Here is an 18665-nt window from a genome sequence, read left to right on the forward strand (position 1 = left end):
TACGACTAAATTACCTTTAAACGCTCCCGTTCATAAGATGCGCGCAGTCGAGCATATCTATTTTGTAGGTATAGGCGGCGCAGGCATGGGCGGCATTGCCGAAGTCATGCTCAACTTAGGCTACAAAGTAAGCGGTTCAGATATAAGTATGAGTAAAATGACGTCGCGTTTGCAAAGCATGGGCGCACAGGTATTCATTGGGCATAGAAGCGATAACTTACTCGCGGTAGATGTCGTAGTGGTGTCTTCTGCAATTGACGCCACTAACCCTGAAATTGTTAAAGCAAACGAAAATCGCATTCCAGTTATTCGTCGCGCGCAAATGTTGGCAGAGCTAATGCGTTTTCGCTACGGCATAGCCATAGCCGGCACACATGGTAAAACGACCACCACTAGCTTGATTGCGACTATTTTTTCACAGGCTAATTTAGACCCTACCTTCGTGATTGGCGGCTTACTTAACAGTGCCGGCACCAATGCTAGATTAGGTGAAAGTAAATATCTTATTGCTGAAGCCGATGAAAGCGACGCATCATTTTTACATTTGCAGCCCACGGTCAGCGTGGTGACTAACATTGAGGCTGATCATCTTGACGCTTATGACGGTGACTTTAGTAAAATGAAAAGCGCCTACGTGGAGTTTCTGCACAACTTACCTTTTTATGGACTTGCCGTGCTGTGCGCCGATGACAAGGTAATTCAAGAGCTTATCCCTAAAATTGAACGAAAGTACATCACCTATGGCATTAAGAAGGATAGTGATTATGTTGCTTGCAACATAAGCTATAGTGTAAATAAGAGTCGCTTTGAGGTCTTAAGAAAAAATCATACCGCACTGCAGGTCGACTTAAATATTACTGGCATTCACAATGTACTAAACGCCACGGCCGCTATTGCCATAGCGACCGAAGAAGGCTTGAGTGACCGCGATATTTTAGCGGCACTAGCTTCATTTGAGGGTATAGGCAGACGGTTTCAGGTGTTGGGTCAATTTGATTTGCCCAGCGCTGACGCCAGCGCACGAAGTGTTACCTTAGTTGACGATTATGGTCATCATCCCACTGAGGTTGATATGACAGTAGCAGCGGCTAGAAGTAACTGGCCTAATAAACGTTTAGTGATGGTGTATCAGCCTCACCGTTATTCGCGAACGCGCGATTTATATGAAGATTTTGTAGAAGTATTATCTAAAGTTGACGTGCTTTTATTGCTTGACGTGTATGGCGCAAGTGAGGCCCCGATTGAAGGTGTTGATAGCCGAACACTGTGCGGTTCAATAAGGCAAAGAGGTAAAATAGACCCAATATATGTAGGTAAACCCCAGCAGGTTTACGAAATACTTAACGATGTGCTGTGCGATCAAGACGTGGTGTTTTTGCAAGGTGCGGGTAACATAGGCAATATTGCCACTGCTTTAGCCGAGAACGGCTGCAAGCTAAATCTATTAATGGGTGATGAGGCATAGTTATGACACTAAGTTCACTTGCGTCTATTACAGTTAGCCCTGAAACCTTCGGTAAGGTCGCCGTTGTTTTTGGCGGTAATTCAGCTGAACGCAAGGTAAGCTTAGCATCTGGCAAGGCAATATTAGATGCGCTCAACCACTGCGGCATTGATGCACACGGGTTTGATCCAAAATATCGCCGTATATGCGAACTTAAAGACGAAAAATTTGACAGGGTGTTCATTGCTCTACATGGAAGAGGCGGCGAGGACGGATCTATCCAGGGCGCCCTGGAACTGTTTGGCTTACCTTACACCGGGTCCGGCGTTACAGGCTCTGCTTTATCTATCGACAAGGTATTGAGTAAACTCATATGGCACGCACGTAAACTACCAACAGCCGAGTATGTGGTAATATTAAAAGATGAATTCAAAGCCTCAGACGCAGCCCAAATATTGGCGCTAATTGGCAGCGAAGTGATGGTAAAACCGAGTTTAGAAGGGTCAAGTCTAGGCATGACGAAAGCCACAAACGAACGAGAACTGCTAAGCGCCATAAAAACAGCTTTTGAATATGACTCACAGGTGCTAGTAGAAGCCTTCATAACCGGGCCAGAATATACGGTCAGTATTTTAGGCACCCGCGCTTTGCCGTCTATTAGTATGAAAGCGGCGTCAGGGTTTTATGATTATTTTGCAAAATATCAAGCAACTACTACCCAGTACAATTGCCCAAGTGGTTTAAGCAATAGCGATGAATTATATGTTCAATCCTTAGCGCTTGAGGCCTTTAAAGCCTTACAGGGAAAGGGTTGGGGACGTATAGATATTATGCGCGACAGGGCGATTGATAATAAAGGTAAGCCATGCGGGAAGTTTTATCTATTAGAAAGTAACACCGTGCCGGGCATGACAAAGACCAGTTTGGTGCCAAAAGCGGCTAAGCAAACTGGTTTGAGTTTTGAGCAACTGGTGGTACACATTTTGGCGCAAACATTGACGTCAGACTTAGAGCGAAATTCGCTTAGTAGTAGTTTAGAGGAAAGCTTAATTAAACAGCAAGATACACTCAACAATGATGGGCAAAACACCTCGGCAAACCTCATCAACAAAGGTTTGGGAGATAATAGTGAGTGACAAAGGGCCAGCAGCGCAGAACAAGCTGAAAAAGAACGTGCTGCCTGATACCGCGCTGACAACATCAGCAAGGTCGCAAAAGGCAGATAAAGCGCTGCAAAAAACTCCCTTTTTAGTCGGTTTCCCTATTTTTTTGGTGGTAATTTCAGCCTTAGCTTATGCAAGCTTTGGCGCATACGAGTGGTTACAAGACGAGCAAAGGCTGCCGGTGCAAGAAATTGTTATCAGCGGTGAAATAAAAATGCTCGATAAGCTTGGGCTTCAAAATATTATTAGAAGCCAAGCTAAGGGTAGTTTTTTTACACTTGATGTAAATCATGTGCACCGTCTAATGGCGGTGCAGCCATGGGTGTACAACGCGTCGGTACGAAAGCGTTGGCCCAGCAAATTATATATACATGTTGTGGAGCAACAGGCGGTTGCAATATGGAATGATGATTTGCTGCTAAATCGATACGGGGACACGTTTGAAGGGTTGCCTGCTAAGCAAGAGAACATGCAAGCAAATGGTGAGTCCCCATTTACCCAAATGCGGCGAGCAGAATTACAAAAATTACCGCTTTTATACGGTCCAATGGGTAGCGAAAAAACAGCGCTAACAGGGTATACTCATATGCAGCGACTACTGAATATAAGTGGTCAAAAAATTGCCTTATTGTCACTAAGTGAACGCTTTGCGTGGCAAGTAAAGTTACACAATCAAGTTTTATTAAAATTAGGACGTCAAGAGTATATAAACAGACTGCAGCGATATATAGACGTTTATCCATTGTTGCTGCAGGAAGAAAAGTCAGTAGCGTATGTTGATTTGCGCTATGACACTGGTTTGGCTGTTGGTTGGGGGGCGCCACGTAACCTCAAAAAGCTTGGCCTCCAAAGTATCAATAATAATAGTTAAGGAACGAAAATACTGTGTCTAAGGCATTAGAAAGAGACTTAATAGTTGGGCTAGATATCGGCACGAGTACCGTTAAAGCGGTCCTGGGTGAAATATTAGACGATGGCAATATAAGTATTGTGGGCGTAGGCAAACACAAGTCTCGTGGAATGGATAAAGGCGGCGTAAACGATTTGAATTTAGTCATTGATTCAATTCGCCATGCGATCAACGAAATGGAACTTATGGCTGATTGCCAAGTGTCCAGTGTATTTATGTCAATTAGTGGCCGCCACGTTCAGTGCCAAAATGAAACTGGTATGGTGCCCATTAATAATCAAGAAGTGACACAAGATGATGTTGATAACGTCATTCACGCCGCGCGTTCGGTACCAATGGCCGCTGAACGAAAGCTTCTGCATGTGTTGCCTCAAGAATATGTGATTGATGTGCAAGAGGGTATTAAAAACCCCATAGGGATGTCGGGCGTCAGAATGGTGGCCGCGGCGCATATTATTACGTGTGCAGAGGACATGGCAAAGAATTTAGTGAAGTGTGTTGAAAGCTGCGATTTAACTGTTGATCAGACCATATTTGGAGCGCTAGCGTCAAGTTATGCCGTGTTAACCGAAGACGAGAAAGAATTAGGTGTTTGTGTCGCTGATATTGGGGGCGGGACTCTCGACATAGTGATTTACACAGACGGTGCAATAAGACATACTGCTGTTATACCATTAGCGGGTAATCAGATAACAAGTGATATAGCAAAAATATTCCGAACACCAATGAATAATGCAGAGCAAATTAAAGTGAATTATGCCTGTGCATTAAAAAGCATGGTTAGTATGGAAGAAACCATTGATGTGCCAAGTGTTGGCGGTAGACCAGCGCGCGCTATGTCGCGCCACACACTCGCTGAAGTAATCGAACCTAGGTACCACGAGCTATTAGAAATTGCCTATGAGCATATCAAAGCCAGTGGATTAGAAGAGCAGATAGCCGCCGGTTTAGTTATTACAGGAGGCACTTCCAAAATGGAGGGTGCTGTAGAGTTCGCAGAAGAAATATTTCAAATGCCAGTACGAATTGGTAAGCCGCACAGTGTAAAAGGCTTAGCCGAGTATGTAGACGATCCTTGTTTTGCAACCGCAGTCGGTCTGCTGCAGTACGGCAAACAAAATTCTAATAATAAGAAAGCGTCAGCTAAGCATGACGACGAAAGCGTGTTAAAACGCATAAAGAGCTGGTTTAAAGGTGCATTTTAGGGGGCCTTTGAGCGCTAAAACAATAACAAGTCTGTTGCGCAGACTTAACGGTATCGGAGAATAACCATGTTCGAACTAATGGAACCGCCTTCAGACGAAGCGGTAATAAAAGTAGTGGGTGTTGGTGGCGGCGGCGGAAACGCAGTCCAATATATGGTTGATGCAACCATCGAAGGCGTTGACTTTATAGCGATGAATACTGATGCGCAAGCATTAAAAAAATCCACCGCAGCAATCAAAATACAAATTGGCACAGAGCTAACCAAAGGCTTAGGCGCAGGCGCCGATCCTAACGTAGGAATGGAAGCGGCAAGAGAAGACCGTGAAAAAATCCGTCAAGCCTTAGAAGGCGCTGATATGATTTTTATCACCGCTGGCATGGGCGGTGGTACTGGCACGGGAGCAGCCCCTGTGGTTGCCCAATTAGCCAAAGAAATGGGGATACTGACTGTTGCTGTGGTGACAAAACCTTTTCCGTTTGAAGGTAAAAAGCGGCTAGATTTTGCGAACCAAGGTATTGCTGAGTTGTCTCAATACGTCGACTCGTTAATTACTATACCCAATGAAAAATTGCTAAAAGTAATGGGCAAAGGCACGCCTTTATTGCAAGCGTTTAATGCCGCTAACGACGTATTAAAAGGCTCTGTGCAGGGTATTGCCGAGCTTATTACCCGCACCGGCTTAGTTAACGTCGACTTTGCCGACGTTAAAACGGTAATGTCTGAAATGGGCACTGCGATGATGGGCAGCGGCGTTGGACGCGGCGAAGATAGAGCAGAAGAAGCTGCAGAAGCTGCAATAGCGTGCCCACTGTTAGAAGATATTGATTTGTCGGGAGCCCGTGGCATTCTAGTGAACATTACCGCAGGTTTAGACTTTTCCATTGACGAGTATGAAATCATTGGTAATGCCGTAAAAGCCTTTGCTTCAGAAAATGCTACGGTAGTAGTAGGAACGGTGATTGATCCAGAATTAGAAGGCGAAATAAGAGTCACGGTCGTTGCCACAGGCATTGGTGCCGACCGCAAGCCTGATATTTCACTTGTTACTTCAGAGTCTACGAAACCTTATAGAGAGCCTAGTGGAGCATCTGAAAGTCGCTCGAAGGGCTCTGTAGAGGGTAATCAAGCGATGAAATTAGATGAAGAGCAGCCAAGTGAATTGGAATATTTAGACATTCCAGCGTTTTTACGCAGACAAGCAGACTGATAACAACGCACCAAATTATACGAATAGTTTGGTGCGAATTTTTTTGGATCACACAGGTGGTCTGAACAGTTATAAACTTGTCGATAAAGCTTGCAAAATTAAAATCCTTTGACTTTTAGTTGTTTAATCTGTAATATTTTCAAGTTCAAAGTGACGACGATACGGATATGTTAAAACAAAGAACCCTCAAAACATCTATTACAGAAACTGGGATCGGCTTACACAAAGGCCGCAAAGTGACAATGTCACTACGTCCAGCGCCTGCAGACACAGGTATTGTTTTTAGGCGTATGGATATAAACCCGCCCGCCTATATTCACGCCAACGCAAAAGACGTAGGTGATACCACGCTGTGTACCTGCATTACAAATGCTGATGGCCATTCTATTTATACCGTAGAGCATTTAGCGTCAGCGCTTTCCGGCTTGGGAATCGACAATATTATTGTTGAAGTTGATAGTCACGAGCTCCCAATTTTGGACGGCAGCGCCAGTCCTTTTATTTTCCTGCTGCAAAGCGCGGGTATCGTGGAACTAGACAAACCCAAAAAGTTCATTAAAGTAAATAAAGTAGTGCGTGTTGAAGACGATGACAAATGGGCAGAGTTCAGGCCATATAGCGGCTTTAGAGTGGATTTTAGGATTGACTTTGCACACCCTGCAATTTCACAAACAAGACAGCACTGCATATTAGATTTTTCTAAGGACTCTTATCTTGATGAAGTAAGCCGAGCACGAACTTTCGGCTTCATGCGCGATTTAGAAACGATGAATTCGATGAACCTTGCATTAGGCGGGAGCATGGATAACGCAGTGGCACTTGACGAATTTAGAGTGCTTAATCCTGAAGGCTTACGCTATTCAGACGAGTTTTTAAAGCATAAGATATTAGACGCAATAGGCGACTTATTTTTAGGTGGGCATAATTTAATTGGTGAATTAGTTGCCTACAAAACGGGGCATGGTTTAAATAACAAGCTACTCAATGCTATTCTAGATGATAGAAGCGCATGGGAGTACGTTGAATTTGAAAATGAAGAGAACTTGCCCATTAAATTTATTGAAAATCCAAGAAAATTAGGCGTTAACTTTGCCTAAACTTATGTGTAGACTACAGCAATGCAAAAAACTGGTTACTTGTAGCCAGTTTTTTTACGTTTGTTGCCAAGCAATTACGCACGGTAGCTTTGCACGATCATTGCAATTCCACAGCAGTCATTTTATGACATGCTGCAGGGCGTATCATTTTATTTTTTAGGTATACATACAAATACATAACACTGGGCTTATTGCTTTATACTAAATGGTCTATAAAAGAATGAACGGCTGTGTAGCTTAGTCAGTCCATATAAACTGTAAAAGAGAATCCAAGGCCATGAGTATCACCATTTTAATCAAAGGCAAGAACACACGAATTGCGAAGAGATTTTCTATTCGTAAAACGGTAAGCCTAGTGGTGGGAGTTTCACTGGTATTCTTAGTCTCTAGTAGAACGACAGAGTCGGTATATGAAAACCAAATAAGGCTAAATGTAGTTAAGACCGGTCTGCAAGAGCAGGTCGATTTAGTCGATAAACTGCACAACAGTACTGGTGAAAAGCTAGATAGGCTAATCGGCCTGCTAGCCGCAATGCAATTTCAACTTAATCAGCTAGATTCCATTTCAGCCAGTTTGGCCAAAAAAAATGGTCTCACTGAAGCCGACTTTGTCTTACCTCAAGAAATTAATACACAGCTTAGCAAAGACGCCGAGCTAACTTCTCAAATTGAAAAAATGGCCGACGCGTTAGAGTTTAAAGTACAGCAACTCAGCGCCCTTGAATCTATTCTCCAAGGCCTTAATATAGAACAAGAAAGCAAACTGGCTGGCAGGCCGGTTAGTAAAGGTTGGTTATCTTCGTATTATGGTATTCGCAAAGACCCATTTAACGGTAAACCTACTATGCATAAAGGTATAGATTTTGCCGGAGAAGAAGGCAGCGAAGTGGTCGCCACCGGCGCAGGTATAGTTACCTGGGCTGGGAATCGCTCTGGTTACGGAGGTTTAGTCGAAATTGATCATGGCAATGGTTTACGTACCCGCTATGGTCATAATTCTGTCTTAACCGTTAAAAAAGGTGACATCGTAACCAAAGGGCAAGCAGTTGCACTTTTGGGTAACACGGGTCGTTCTACTGGGGCTCACGTGCACTATGAAGTCCTTGAAAACGGTCGCCAAATAGATCCACTACCTTTCATATACCGCTAGTCTGCCAATTACACGCTTTGTTTAGTGTAAAAGATATAATCTTCGTACACGACTTTATGGGCCATATTTGATCACTTTGTGGTAATATGCGCCTTTTTTAACGCTAATCAAAATTGGACGCCTTAATCGCATGGTTGTGAGCTTATTTAGAAAAGTTTTTGGTACTCGTAACGCCCGGCTTTTAAAAAAGTTACGTAAAACAGTTAATCAAATTAATGCATTTGAACCTGAGTTTGAAGCATTAAGTGATGACGAACTTAAAGCCAAGACGAAAGAGTTTCAAACACGAATAGCCGACGGCGAAACCCTTGAAAAAGTAAAGGTTGAAGCGTTTGCGATTGTGCGCGAGGCCAGTAAACGTGTTTACGGCATGCGCCATTTTGACGCGCAAATGAAAGGCGGGATAGTACTGCACCAAGGCAAAATAGCGGAAATGCGCACGGGTGAAGGTAAAACCTTAACCGCGACCTTGCCCACGTATTTGAATGCGCTTTCGGGTAAAGGTGTGCACATAGTAACGGTCAACGATTATTTAGCCAAGCGTGATGCCGATTGGAGTCGAAAGTTATTTTCATTCTTAGGCCTCACCGTAGGCTGTAATATTCCTGGCATGAATCACGATGACAAAATTGAAGCTTACAAGAGTGACGTTACTTACGGCACTAACAATGAGTTTGGTTTCGATTATTTACGTGACAATATGGCGTTTAGTCCTAAAGACCGTGTACAACGGCCCTTGAACTTTGCCGTTATTGATGAAGTTGACTCAATTTTAATTGACGAAGCAAGAACGCCCCTTATTATTTCAGGCGCCGCTGAAGACAGCTCTGAGCTTTACAAAAAAATTAACACGCTTATTCCAGAGCTGCAGAAACAAGACGTAGAAGACGCCGAAAACGCTCACGGCGACGGGCATTACACATTAGATGAAAAAGCCAAACAGGTGTACTTGACTGAGAACGGTCAATTATTCGTAGAGGAGCTTCTGCGAAAAGTAGGTCTAATAGCCCAAGGCGAATCCCTTTTTGCTGCTGCAAATATACCTATGCTACATCATGTAAATGCCGCATTGCGCGCGCACAAACTCTTCACCAAAGACGTTGACTACATTGTTAAAGATGACCAAATAGTGATTGTAGATGAGCACACCGGACGAACAATGGAAGGGCGGCGCTGGTCAGAAGGCCTGCATCAAGCAATGGAAGCTAAAGAAGGCGTAAAGATCCAAAATGAGAACCAGACCTTAGCTTCAATTACTTTCCAAAACTTCTTCAGAATCTATGAAACCTTAAGCGGCATGACCGGTACTGCGGAAACTGAGGCCTTTGAATTTCACAGTATATACGGCTTAGAGACCGTGGTTATACCCACCAATAAACCGATGGTCAGAAAAGACCACGCGGATAAAATTTATCTGACGGCGCAAGAAAAGCAAGCGGCTATTATTGAGGATATTAAAGAGTGTGTTGAGCGAAACCAACCTGCGCTTGTGGGCACAATATCAATCGAAAACTCTGAACTATTGTCAAGTCTGCTCAAAAAAGCCAAGATCAAGCATAAAGTACTTAATGCTAAATTCCACGCACAAGAAGCCGACATCGTCGCACAAGCCGGCATGCCAGGTGCAATTACTATAGCCACGAATATGGCTGGGCGCGGCACTGACATTGTGCTTGGCGGTAATTTTGACGCGGTGCTGGAAAAGTTAAACGCGCCAAGCGATGAAGAAATCGCTAAACACAAAGAAAAATGGCAAGAACGACACGATGCGGTTGTTACGTCGGGAGGCCTGCATATAATAGGCACCGAACGTCATGAGTCACGCCGTATCGATAATCAGCTGCGAGGCCGTTCCGGTCGTCAGGGCGACCCTGGTTCATCGCGTTTTTACTTATCTTTAGAAGATCCATTAATGCGTATTTTTGCTTCAGACAAAATGAGCAACATGATGAAGCGCTTTGGTATGGAAAAAGGCGAATCTATCGAGCACCCGTGGGTGTCTCGTGCAATTGAAAATGCACAGCGCAAAGTAGAAGGCCGCAACTTTGATATACGTAAGCAATTACTAGAATACGATGACGTTGCTAATGACCAACGTGGGGTTATTTACGAACAACGCAATGAACTTTTAAATGAAGGCGATATTGCTAGCACCATCGTTAATATTCGCAAAGACGTTGTCACCACTGTGGTGAATCAATATATTCCGCCTCAGTCACTGGAAGAAATGTGGGATGTGAGCGGACTTGAAGAACGTTTACGCAGTGACTTCTTAGTAGACCTTGAGCTGCAAAAAATGCTTGATGAAGATGACAAACTTCACGAAGAAAAAATGCGTGAAATTATACTTGAAGCGGTGATAAAAGCGTATAAAGATAAAGAAGGTTCAGTAGGCGACGAAGTGCTGCGTTTGTTTGAAAAGCAAATTATGCTGCAAACACTCGACACGCATTGGAAAGAACACTTAGCGGCCATGGATTATTTGCGCCAAAGCATTCATTTACGCTCCTATGCGCAAAAGAATCCAAAGCAAGAATTTAAGCGCGAGTCTTTTGAACTGTTTTCAGAAATGCTAGATAACTTAAAAGTAGAAGTAATTAGCGTATTAAGTAAAGTGCAAGTTCGCCAAGAGTCTGACGTAGAAGCGGTAGAAGCACAGCGAAGACGCGCCGAGGCTGAACAAATGGTTGAGCACAAACAGGCTAACTCACCCGTTAAAAGTCCAATTGCTGAAGCTGTTGCGCCTAAACCGCTGCCTGCGCAGCGCACGGGTCCAAAAGTAGGCCGTAACGAACCCTGTCCATGTGGTTCAGGCAAAAAATACAAGCAGTGTCATGGCAAACTTAGCTAAGCACGTGCAGGTAGCGGTAGGTGTTATTACAAGAAACGATCAGTTTTTTGTATGTCGCCGCCGCGCTCATCAACACCAAGGCAACAAGTGGGAATTCCCCGGCGGCAAAATAGACCTCGATGAATCTCCTGAACATGCGCTAAGGCGTGAATTAAGCGAAGAAATAGGTATAATAGCAAGAGCTTATTTCCACTTACTTAACCTTGATTTTAGCTACCCTGATAAAAAAGTGAGCCTGCACGTATTTGTTGTTTCTGATTTTAGCGGCGAAGCTTATGGCGCAGAAGGCCAAGAATCAAAGTGGGTTGGCTTTAATGATTTGCTCAGCTTAGACTTCCCCGACGCAAATCGCACTATCATTGAGAAATTAGCGCTCATTAGGGGGTAACAGCGCTTTTGCACGGTCGTCATTGCGCCGCAGCTTCGATTAATTCTGGTAACTAAAGCATTTTTCGAATATTGTAATATCAAAAAACGCTCCTAGTACAAGCAAAGCGGTGTAAGGCGCGGACTAAAAATAGTTGAATAGCAAAGATTCAGGAATAAAACATGCTGAACAAATCCTTACTTCCCCTAATAGCCATTGCGCTTTTGGCAAGCTGCGGCGGCAGCGATAATCAGTCACAACAACCAATAGAAACGGGCTTTCCAAGCTGTAGTGTGCCTGATCAGAACGAAGTGTTTTTTAAATTTTTGCAAAACACCTACCTTTGGTACGATCAACTTCCTGGCGCAATTAACCCACAGGCATACTCAAGCGTAGACGCCATGCTAGACGATGTGCGCTTTGAACAAGACCGCTTCTCTGGCTTTCAAGACAGACAGGATTACGACGATTTCTTTGAAAACGCGACGTTTACTGGTTATGGATTCAGCAGTGACCAAAGCACAGACCTAAATGCTTACATAGTGCGCTATGTCTTTGATAACTCTGCGGCTGGGCTGGCTGGATTGAGTCGAGGCGACCGTTTAACAAACATAAACGGTTTTAGCGTGACTCAGATAAATAGGGAATTATTAAGTAACGAAACGGTGTTTGGTCCTGACCAAGTGGGTTTTACGATTAACATCACTTTTGAAAAACCAAGCGGTGAAATTATTAATACCCAAATGTCTAAAATTGCAGTCAGCACAAACACAGTTTTTGCTAGCCAAGTGTTTTCGTCTAACGTGGGAGAAGTGGCTTACTTGTCGTTTCAAAATGGGTTTATTGAAGCATCGGATGCGGAGCTAGAGGCCTCGTTTGCACAGCTTGGCAATGCTGGGATCGACGAACTTATTTTAGATCTTCGCTATAATTCAGGCGGCCGCTTAAGTGTGGCGGCAAACTTAGCGTCGTTGATTGTTGGCCGCTCGGCGGTCAATGACATATTTACTACGCTTACTTACAACGATAAAAACAGCAACCGCAACTCTTCGTTTCGCTTTACCAGTAAACTAAATGCCTTGAATCTTTCACGCGTAGTGGTACTTACAACGCCCAACACATGTTCAGCGAGTGAGCTTATCATAAATGGTTTAGCGCCGCATATGGAGGTAGCTACAATAGGCACTGCGACATGCGGTAAGCCTGTTGGGCAAAACCCGGATTTTTACTGCGACAAGGTACTCTCAGCGATAAATTTCAGAACGGTGAATTCACTTGACCAAGGCGATTACTTTGATGGTTTACCGCCAACCTGCCTAGTACAAGATCAAATAGTGGCTGACTGGGGCAGTTTAGATGATCCTGTATATGCCGAAGCAGTTAATTATGTAAATACTGGAAGTTGCAGCGCGCCCACCGCCTCTAAAAGTAGAAGTCGCCAGTCGATTGAGCTGACAACGAGCCCATCGCGCCTTGACTATCAAGCACTGTTAACTGGACACCTACACTAGGCAACTACGGTGACCATTCAGCCAAGCTGCGCTCACCGTATCACTGGGCTTGCAACGTCTTTGCTTTTATATCAAAAAAGGCGCTGTACATAACAGGTACCACACCTAAGGTTAAAATAGTGCCTATTCCTAAACCTGCGGCAATGGCGCAGGCCATGCCGTAAAATAGCGCGTCTTGGCTAACAATCAGCGGCAGCAGCCCTAAAATAGTGGTGCTAGTCGACATCAAAATAGGGCGCAGGCGGTGTACGCAGGCACTAATTAATGCTGCGTAATCGTCTGCATTGCTAGGGTCATTTCTTTCAATGTCTATTCTGTCTATTAACACTATGGCGTTATTCACGATAATACCGGCCAAAGCATAAAAGCCTAGAATAACCATAAAGCCAAAGTTTGCACCTGACGCTAATAAACCAACAACCGCGCCAATTAATATAAGCGGCACGGTAAGAATAACAATACCAGCGCGCCGGTAAGAATTAAACTGCGCAATGAGTATAATCATTACAATGGCCAAGCACAGCGGAATATTAGCGCTTAAGGACTGCTGCGATTCTTTTGACTCTTTGACCACACCGTCAAATTCAATGCGATGAGAGTAGGGCAGTGTGGCGGCCAATTCATCTAATTTTGGCTGCAGTATTGAGACCATGTCCTCAGCCGTTAAAAATAAGTTTTTACCCTCAATAGTAACCGTTCTAAACAAGTCTTCGCGGGCAATTCGGGCATATTGTGGGGTAAACCTCACCGTTGCTATTTGTTCAAGTGGCACATTGACATTTCGGCTTTGACTGTACACATTAATACTGTACAAGCGCGATAAATCGAGTCTGTCCTGTGCTTTTCCGCGCGTCACAATAGGGATTAAATCATCGCCCTCTCTAAACTGTGAAATAACCACGCCATCGTAAAATGTCTGCAAGGACCTAGCAACGTCTTGCGACGTGATACCAGCGCGTTTAGCGCGCGCTTGATCGATATCGATATCAACTTGCGAAATTTTGTTTTCCCAGTTGTCCTTAATTTCAACCGTGCCGCTGAGCGATCCCATTATTTTTTTAACTTCTTGGGCAGCATTATATATCACGTCTTTGTCGGGACCTATTACCTGAATATCGAGCTTATTTGAGTCGGAAGGGCCTAAAAACATTTTGGTGACACGCACCTGCATAGCGGGTAAATACTGCGCAAAGTCTTCTCGTAAAAAAGCAATTATTTCATCTTGATACTTACGATCTGCCAAATTAAACATAATAAAGGCTTTACTCGACTCAGGCGTAATAGGCGTAAGTGATAGCACGAAACGTGGCCCGCCAAAGCCGCCATAAGCAGCATAGTTTTCAACGTGCTGATAGCGTTCATTGCCCTCAAGTAGGTCGAATACCTCTTGTAAGCTGCGCTGTGTTTGGCGCATTGTTGTACCTGCGGGCAAATCAATATAGGCAAGTACTTGGGCTCTGTCAGAATCAGGGAAAAACTTCACAGGTACTAGATTTAAGGCCCCACCAGCGGCAAAAAACAGCAGTATCATTATGCTCATAAACACAGTGCGCTGCTGTAAGATTAGCTTCAAGAATATGCAATAACTGTTGTTGAGAGTATCAAACACACTCGCAATTTTTTGCTGTATGGCTGACATTTTCGCAGGGTCGGTGTTGTGTACAAATAGATAGCAAAGGTAAGGAGTAACCACCAGCGACAAAAACCATGAAATGATCAGTGCATAAATAATCACGATGGATATTGAGCGTGTATACTCACCTGAGGCGCTTTCCGCCAGCAGCAATGGCAAAAATACCAGCATGGTAGTGGCCGACGAGGTAAGGAGTGGAATGGTCAGTGTATTGCCAATATTGCGCACAATGTCCTTGCGTTTTTCGCCCGCCTCTAGGCGTTTTTTAAAGTCCTCGGCCACCACTATACCGTTGTCTACAAGTAAACCTAGCGAGATAATTAAGGTTGCTAAGCTCATTCGCTCAAGCGCCATGTTGCTGAAATTCATGATGGCCAGCACAATTAATACCACCGCAGGTACAATTGCGCCTACGATTAAGCCTATCCTAAGTCCTAAGAATAAGATAACTACCCCCAGCACAATGGCCAAGGTTTGAATAACGTTTACCGAAACGCCTTCAACCGCGTTTTCTACTTGGTCGGCCTGACGAGTTATGATGCTAAAGGTCATACCAAGCGGCATAATGTCATTGAGCTCTTGTAGCCGCTTTTCTATTCTAGGTGATACTTCAGTTACGCTATAGCGATCGTTCTTAGCAATGGCTAGTACAATAGCAGGCTTGCCATTAAAGTAAGCGGTTTGGCGAGGTGGATCCACCACGTCTCTGTAAACGTTGGCAATATCTCGCAGCTGTATGGTCTGGCTAGGGTCTGCTAGAGGGAAGACGATATTTTTAATATCCTCTATAATGTTAAAATTGCCGCTTGGCGCAACGTTAAAACTTTTTCCGTTTATATCAATGGTGCCGCCGGAGCGTATTACATTTTCGGTTTGCAAAGTGCTAATGAGCTGGCCGGGTGAAATACCTAGCTGCGCTGCTTTTGCATCAGACACCTCAATCACAATGTTTTCTTGCTGAGCGCCTAAGATATCAACCGACTGAGTGCCTTTTACTAAATAAAGCTCGTCGCGGGCGTGCTGAGCCATATCAAAAAGCTCACCCATTGTTATGCCCTGTGTGGCCTGAAGAGCAACGGTAAGAATCGCCACGTCGCCAAAATTATCATTAATAAAGGGAGGCAGGGTGCCTTGTGGAAGTTGGCCGACGACTTTGTCTAATTCGTTTCTAACTTTGTCCCATATTTGATCCAAATCGAAGTAGCGTTCATGTAGCTGCACATACACAGTTGACTTGCCAAGCACCGAGACTGAGCGTATCTCTTTAACTTCATCGACGTTGCGCACGCCTTCTTCAATGGTTTTGGTGACCAGCAGCTCTATTTTTTCAGCCGACATACCCAAAAACTCAGTGCTTATAACTGCTTCTCGCACTTTAATGGACGGGTCTTCTTGCGCCGGCAGTGTAAAATAGCTGACTGCGCCAAATATCATTAGTCCAAGCACAATAGACGTTACGCTACGGTTATACTTAAGCCCAAATGCAGACAAATTAATCATCATTTTGTCCTTTATTGATTGTATATTTGTTGGGTTCTATTAAGGGGCATAACGTGCTGCTTATCTTGAATAAATTCGACACCCGCAGTAACAACCTCAAGCTCTTCTTGAGATGTCGGCTTGAACGTTTTGAAGCTTGCCATGAGGTCTTGCGCCAAGGTTTGTATAATGTAAATGTATTCTTTTTGAGTTATGTACTGCTGGTTTTGTATGGTTATGATTTGCACGTACTGACCTTGTGCATCAGTTGCAAGCGCGCTAACGGGTATTCGATAAACAAGGGTTGTTTGACTCGCGCTATTGGCTGACTCTTGGTTCGTGTTAGCTTGTGAATACATTTCACTGAACCTGCTTAAGGGAAGGATTATTTCGGCAGACATGCCCGGCAGTACGCGTGGGTAACGTGTATTAAAGGTCATTGTGATTGGAAAGGCGTTGGCAATTGAGGCTTGAGTACCTACCTCAGTTAAAGTGGCGCTATACCGTTTTGCGCTGTAATTGTTGCTGTTAGTTTCATTATCACTATCACTACTATTGTAATTGATACCGTTGCCACTATTACGGGTTGTTTCATGACGCATATTGTCAAGCGCCGGAATAATAACCTGTATTTGCTGACCTAATGCAATTCGCCCAATAATTGATTCAGGCACCGCAGCGCTTACTTCTAAGTTGGCGTCGCCCTGTATAGTAAAAATAGCCGTTTGAGTATTTATTTGTTGATTGGGTTCGACTAAGCGTGCAGAAACAGAGCCGCTATAGGGCGCGAACAGTTTGGTGTTTACGAGGTTTTTCTTTGCTATATTAAGCGCGCTTTGGGCGCTATTTACGCGTCCATTTGCCATATTGTAAACGGCTTGGGCACTATCAAGCATGGCTTGAGGAATCAAATTATTTTTTTTAAGTTCAATGTTTCTATTTAGCGTTTGTTCTGCTTCAAACTGGCTCGCTGTGGCTTCGCTAAGCAAGCCGCCACTCTGCTGCACCGCAAGTTTGTATAGCTTGGGGTCAAGCTGCGCCAGCAAATCGCCTTGTGAAAACGTTTGCCCTAAATTAACGTTCACTGCTTGCAGTACGCCGCTAACTTCAAATGACAGCGAGGTGTTTTGTGCTGCTTGAAGGCGCCCGGTTATGTGTCTTTCTACACTGCCATTGAAAACTTGGAGCATTTGCGATTTTACCATGCGAGGTTTATCGCTATTCACTTTGTCGCTGCTTTTGGTATCACTGCAGCCGGCAGCAAGGCCGGTAAGTAATAACAAGGCACATAAGGATAAAATTTTATTATTCATATTATAGGAATTCACTGTTTAGGTTTATCGCAAAAAAGGGAACTTTATAGCGTAGTTTCACCAAAGCACTCGCAGCGGTCCGCTGCGGATGAGATGTGTAATAGGCAGGCGTAAAAATAAAACGTATTGATGAGCAACACCTCTAAAATAGGCATTTGTCTGCCGTTGCGAAGGCAATATTTAGATGATCATAGGCCGCCTCGCCAATAAAATGAGGGTAGCTTGCGTTACCTTCCCACAAGAGATCTTTGCCGGTAAAATCAATAAAACATGGCTGCTGCGGTAAAAGCGGGGCAAAGTCTTTACCGTCAAGGTTGGGATGTATCATAGCGGTTTTTTGCTTTTGTGAATTAGTCGGATAGGCTACTTCAAGGCCAAAGCGATAAGCTTGTACAGGGCCTAAGTTGGGAATTGTTTGCGTATTGTAAAGTTCTATAAAGCGCAGTATTGCCAAGCTCATATCGACGGTTTGCTGATACACACTGGCGCGCAGTGCGCCTTGTAACTGCGGGCCCACTTCCACCATCACGCCTTTTGTAGCCACCGTGCACAAATAACCAAAGTCTGCAAACGCTTGGTAGTCTTCCACTAAAATAACGCTGTGCGGCATCACGCTTTTGACAAAGCGGGCCAATTGCTGATTGAACTCGTCGTTTTCAAGCACAATAAGGGTAGGCCCCATGTTGCTGGTGGTGTTGTGAATATCAATGCAAAAGTCGGTTTTAGACTGTCCTTTAGGCCCAAATTCTGCATTAAAATCGTGCGCAATTTTGACTTCATTTGGCGCGTTTTCTGCTACTGACATATTTAGTTTTGCTTGAGAAAATTGCCGGTTCAAATCTTCATCAACGTATCTAACCCGGGCTTTAACCGCGGGTTTGTTTGCCAGCGTAAGCCCAATGTGCGCGCTCGGTAATGCTTCGTGCAGCGGACTTGGATTGTTTTGCCATTGGGCAACGGCTTCAATCCCCGACATTTCATTGCCGTGGGTGCCGGCACTGATAATAACGTTTTTGATTTCAAAATGTTGGCGCGTAGTAAAAGACATAGTAAAACCCTTAAGGTTTGAAAAAATCGTCGTTGTGGGACTGTTGGGCAAGCATAGCCTCAATATCTTCAATATCGATATTGTCGGGGAGTGTGTCTAATTTGTGTTCGTCACTAGGTATGCTGTGTTCCTCGTTTGCCCACTGGCCTAAGTCGATAAGTTGGCAACGTTTGGAGCAAAATGGTCGATGCTTGGCTTGTTCATTCCAGATTACCTCTGTGTGACAAGTGGGACATTTTACTTTCATGGGTTTACTCTGATAATAGTGATAATCAATGCGCTATG

The 18665-nt window shown here is 44.2% G+C and carries 14 protein-coding genes; 10 read left to right on the plus strand and 4 right to left on the minus strand.

Annotated elements, in window-relative coordinates; all coding sequences use genetic code 11:
• The first annotated feature begins 37 nt into the window (after positions 1-37).
• The 10 genes from murC (at position 38) to GPUN_RS10585 (ending at position 12907) form a co-directional block, all read left to right on the plus strand.
• Positions 38-1465 carry a UDP-N-acetylmuramate--L-alanine ligase gene (murC, locus tag GPUN_RS10540; protein ID WP_006006496.1) on the plus strand — a complete coding sequence of 476 codons (1428 nt, stop codon included), beginning with the start codon at positions 38-40 and terminating at the stop codon, positions 1463-1465.
• A gap of 2 nt (positions 1466-1467) precedes the next feature.
• Positions 1468-2580 (plus strand): D-alanine--D-alanine ligase, encoded by a 1113-nt coding sequence (locus GPUN_RS10545; protein ID WP_006006498.1) that lies wholly within the window; start codon positions 1468-1470, stop codon positions 2578-2580.
• On the plus strand, positions 2573-3478 hold the full coding sequence (locus tag GPUN_RS10550; RefSeq protein ID WP_006006500.1) for a cell division protein FtsQ/DivIB: 906 nt from the start codon (positions 2573-2575) through the stop codon (positions 3476-3478). Before GPUN_RS10545 ends, GPUN_RS10550 begins: the two co-directional genes overlap by 8 nt.
• 14 nt (positions 3479-3492) lie before the next feature.
• The gene (gene ftsA / locus GPUN_RS10555; protein WP_006006502.1) at positions 3493-4722 is read left to right on the plus strand and encodes a cell division protein FtsA; all 1230 of its coding nucleotides are present in this window, start codon (positions 3493-3495) and stop codon (positions 4720-4722) included.
• Between the two features lie 66 nt (positions 4723-4788).
• On the plus strand, positions 4789-5931 hold the full coding sequence (gene ftsZ / locus GPUN_RS10560; RefSeq protein ID WP_006006503.1) for a cell division protein FtsZ: 1143 nt from the start codon (positions 4789-4791) through the stop codon (positions 5929-5931).
• Between the two features lie 167 nt (positions 5932-6098).
• Positions 6099-7028, plus strand: coding sequence for a UDP-3-O-acyl-N-acetylglucosamine deacetylase (gene lpxC, locus GPUN_RS10565; protein WP_006006505.1), 930 nt, complete (start codon positions 6099-6101; stop codon positions 7026-7028).
• A 277-nt stretch (positions 7029-7305) separates the two neighbouring features.
• On the plus strand, positions 7306-8178 hold the full coding sequence (locus GPUN_RS10570) for a M23 family metallopeptidase (protein WP_006006508.1): 873 nt from the start codon (positions 7306-7308) through the stop codon (positions 8176-8178).
• Positions 8179-8308: 130 nt separating this feature from the next.
• Positions 8309-11029 carry a preprotein translocase subunit SecA gene (secA, locus tag GPUN_RS10575; RefSeq protein ID WP_006006511.1) on the plus strand — a complete coding sequence of 907 codons (2721 nt, stop codon included), beginning with the start codon at positions 8309-8311 and terminating at the stop codon, positions 11027-11029.
• Positions 11013-11417 carry an 8-oxo-dGTP diphosphatase MutT gene (mutT, locus tag GPUN_RS10580; RefSeq protein WP_006006513.1) on the plus strand — a complete coding sequence of 135 codons (405 nt, stop codon included), beginning with the start codon at positions 11013-11015 and terminating at the stop codon, positions 11415-11417. Before secA ends, mutT begins: the two co-directional genes overlap by 17 nt.
• A gap of 161 nt (positions 11418-11578) precedes the next feature.
• Complete coding sequence (locus GPUN_RS10585; RefSeq protein WP_006006514.1) at positions 11579-12907, plus strand: S41 family peptidase; 1329 nt, start codon at positions 11579-11581, stop codon at positions 12905-12907.
• 40 nt (positions 12908-12947) lie between these two features.
• Here GPUN_RS10585 and GPUN_RS10590 read toward each other — a convergent pair whose 3' ends face one another.
• The 4 genes from GPUN_RS10590 to yacG form a co-directional block, all read right to left on the minus strand.
• Complete coding sequence (locus GPUN_RS10590; RefSeq protein ID WP_006006516.1) at positions 12948-16040, minus strand: efflux RND transporter permease subunit; 3093 nt, start codon at positions 16038-16040, stop codon at positions 12948-12950.
• Between the two features lie 11 nt (positions 16041-16051).
• On the minus strand, positions 16052-17332 hold the full coding sequence (locus tag GPUN_RS10595; protein WP_006006518.1) for an efflux RND transporter periplasmic adaptor subunit: 1281 nt from the start codon (positions 17330-17332) through the stop codon (positions 16052-16054).
• Positions 17333-17474: 142 nt separating this feature from the next.
• Positions 17475-18380 (minus strand): aspartoacylase, encoded by a 906-nt coding sequence (locus tag GPUN_RS10600; protein WP_006006519.1) that lies wholly within the window; start codon positions 18378-18380, stop codon positions 17475-17477.
• 10 nt (positions 18381-18390) lie between these two features.
• Positions 18391-18627: a DNA gyrase inhibitor YacG gene (gene yacG, locus GPUN_RS10605; RefSeq protein ID WP_006006521.1), complete on the minus strand. Its 237-nt coding sequence runs from the start codon at positions 18625-18627 to the stop codon at positions 18391-18393.
• Positions 18628-18665: the final 38 nt, after the last annotated feature.

The organism is Glaciecola punicea ACAM 611 (assembly GCF_000252165.1).
Lineage (GTDB): Bacteria > Pseudomonadota > Gammaproteobacteria > Enterobacterales > Alteromonadaceae > Glaciecola > Glaciecola punicea.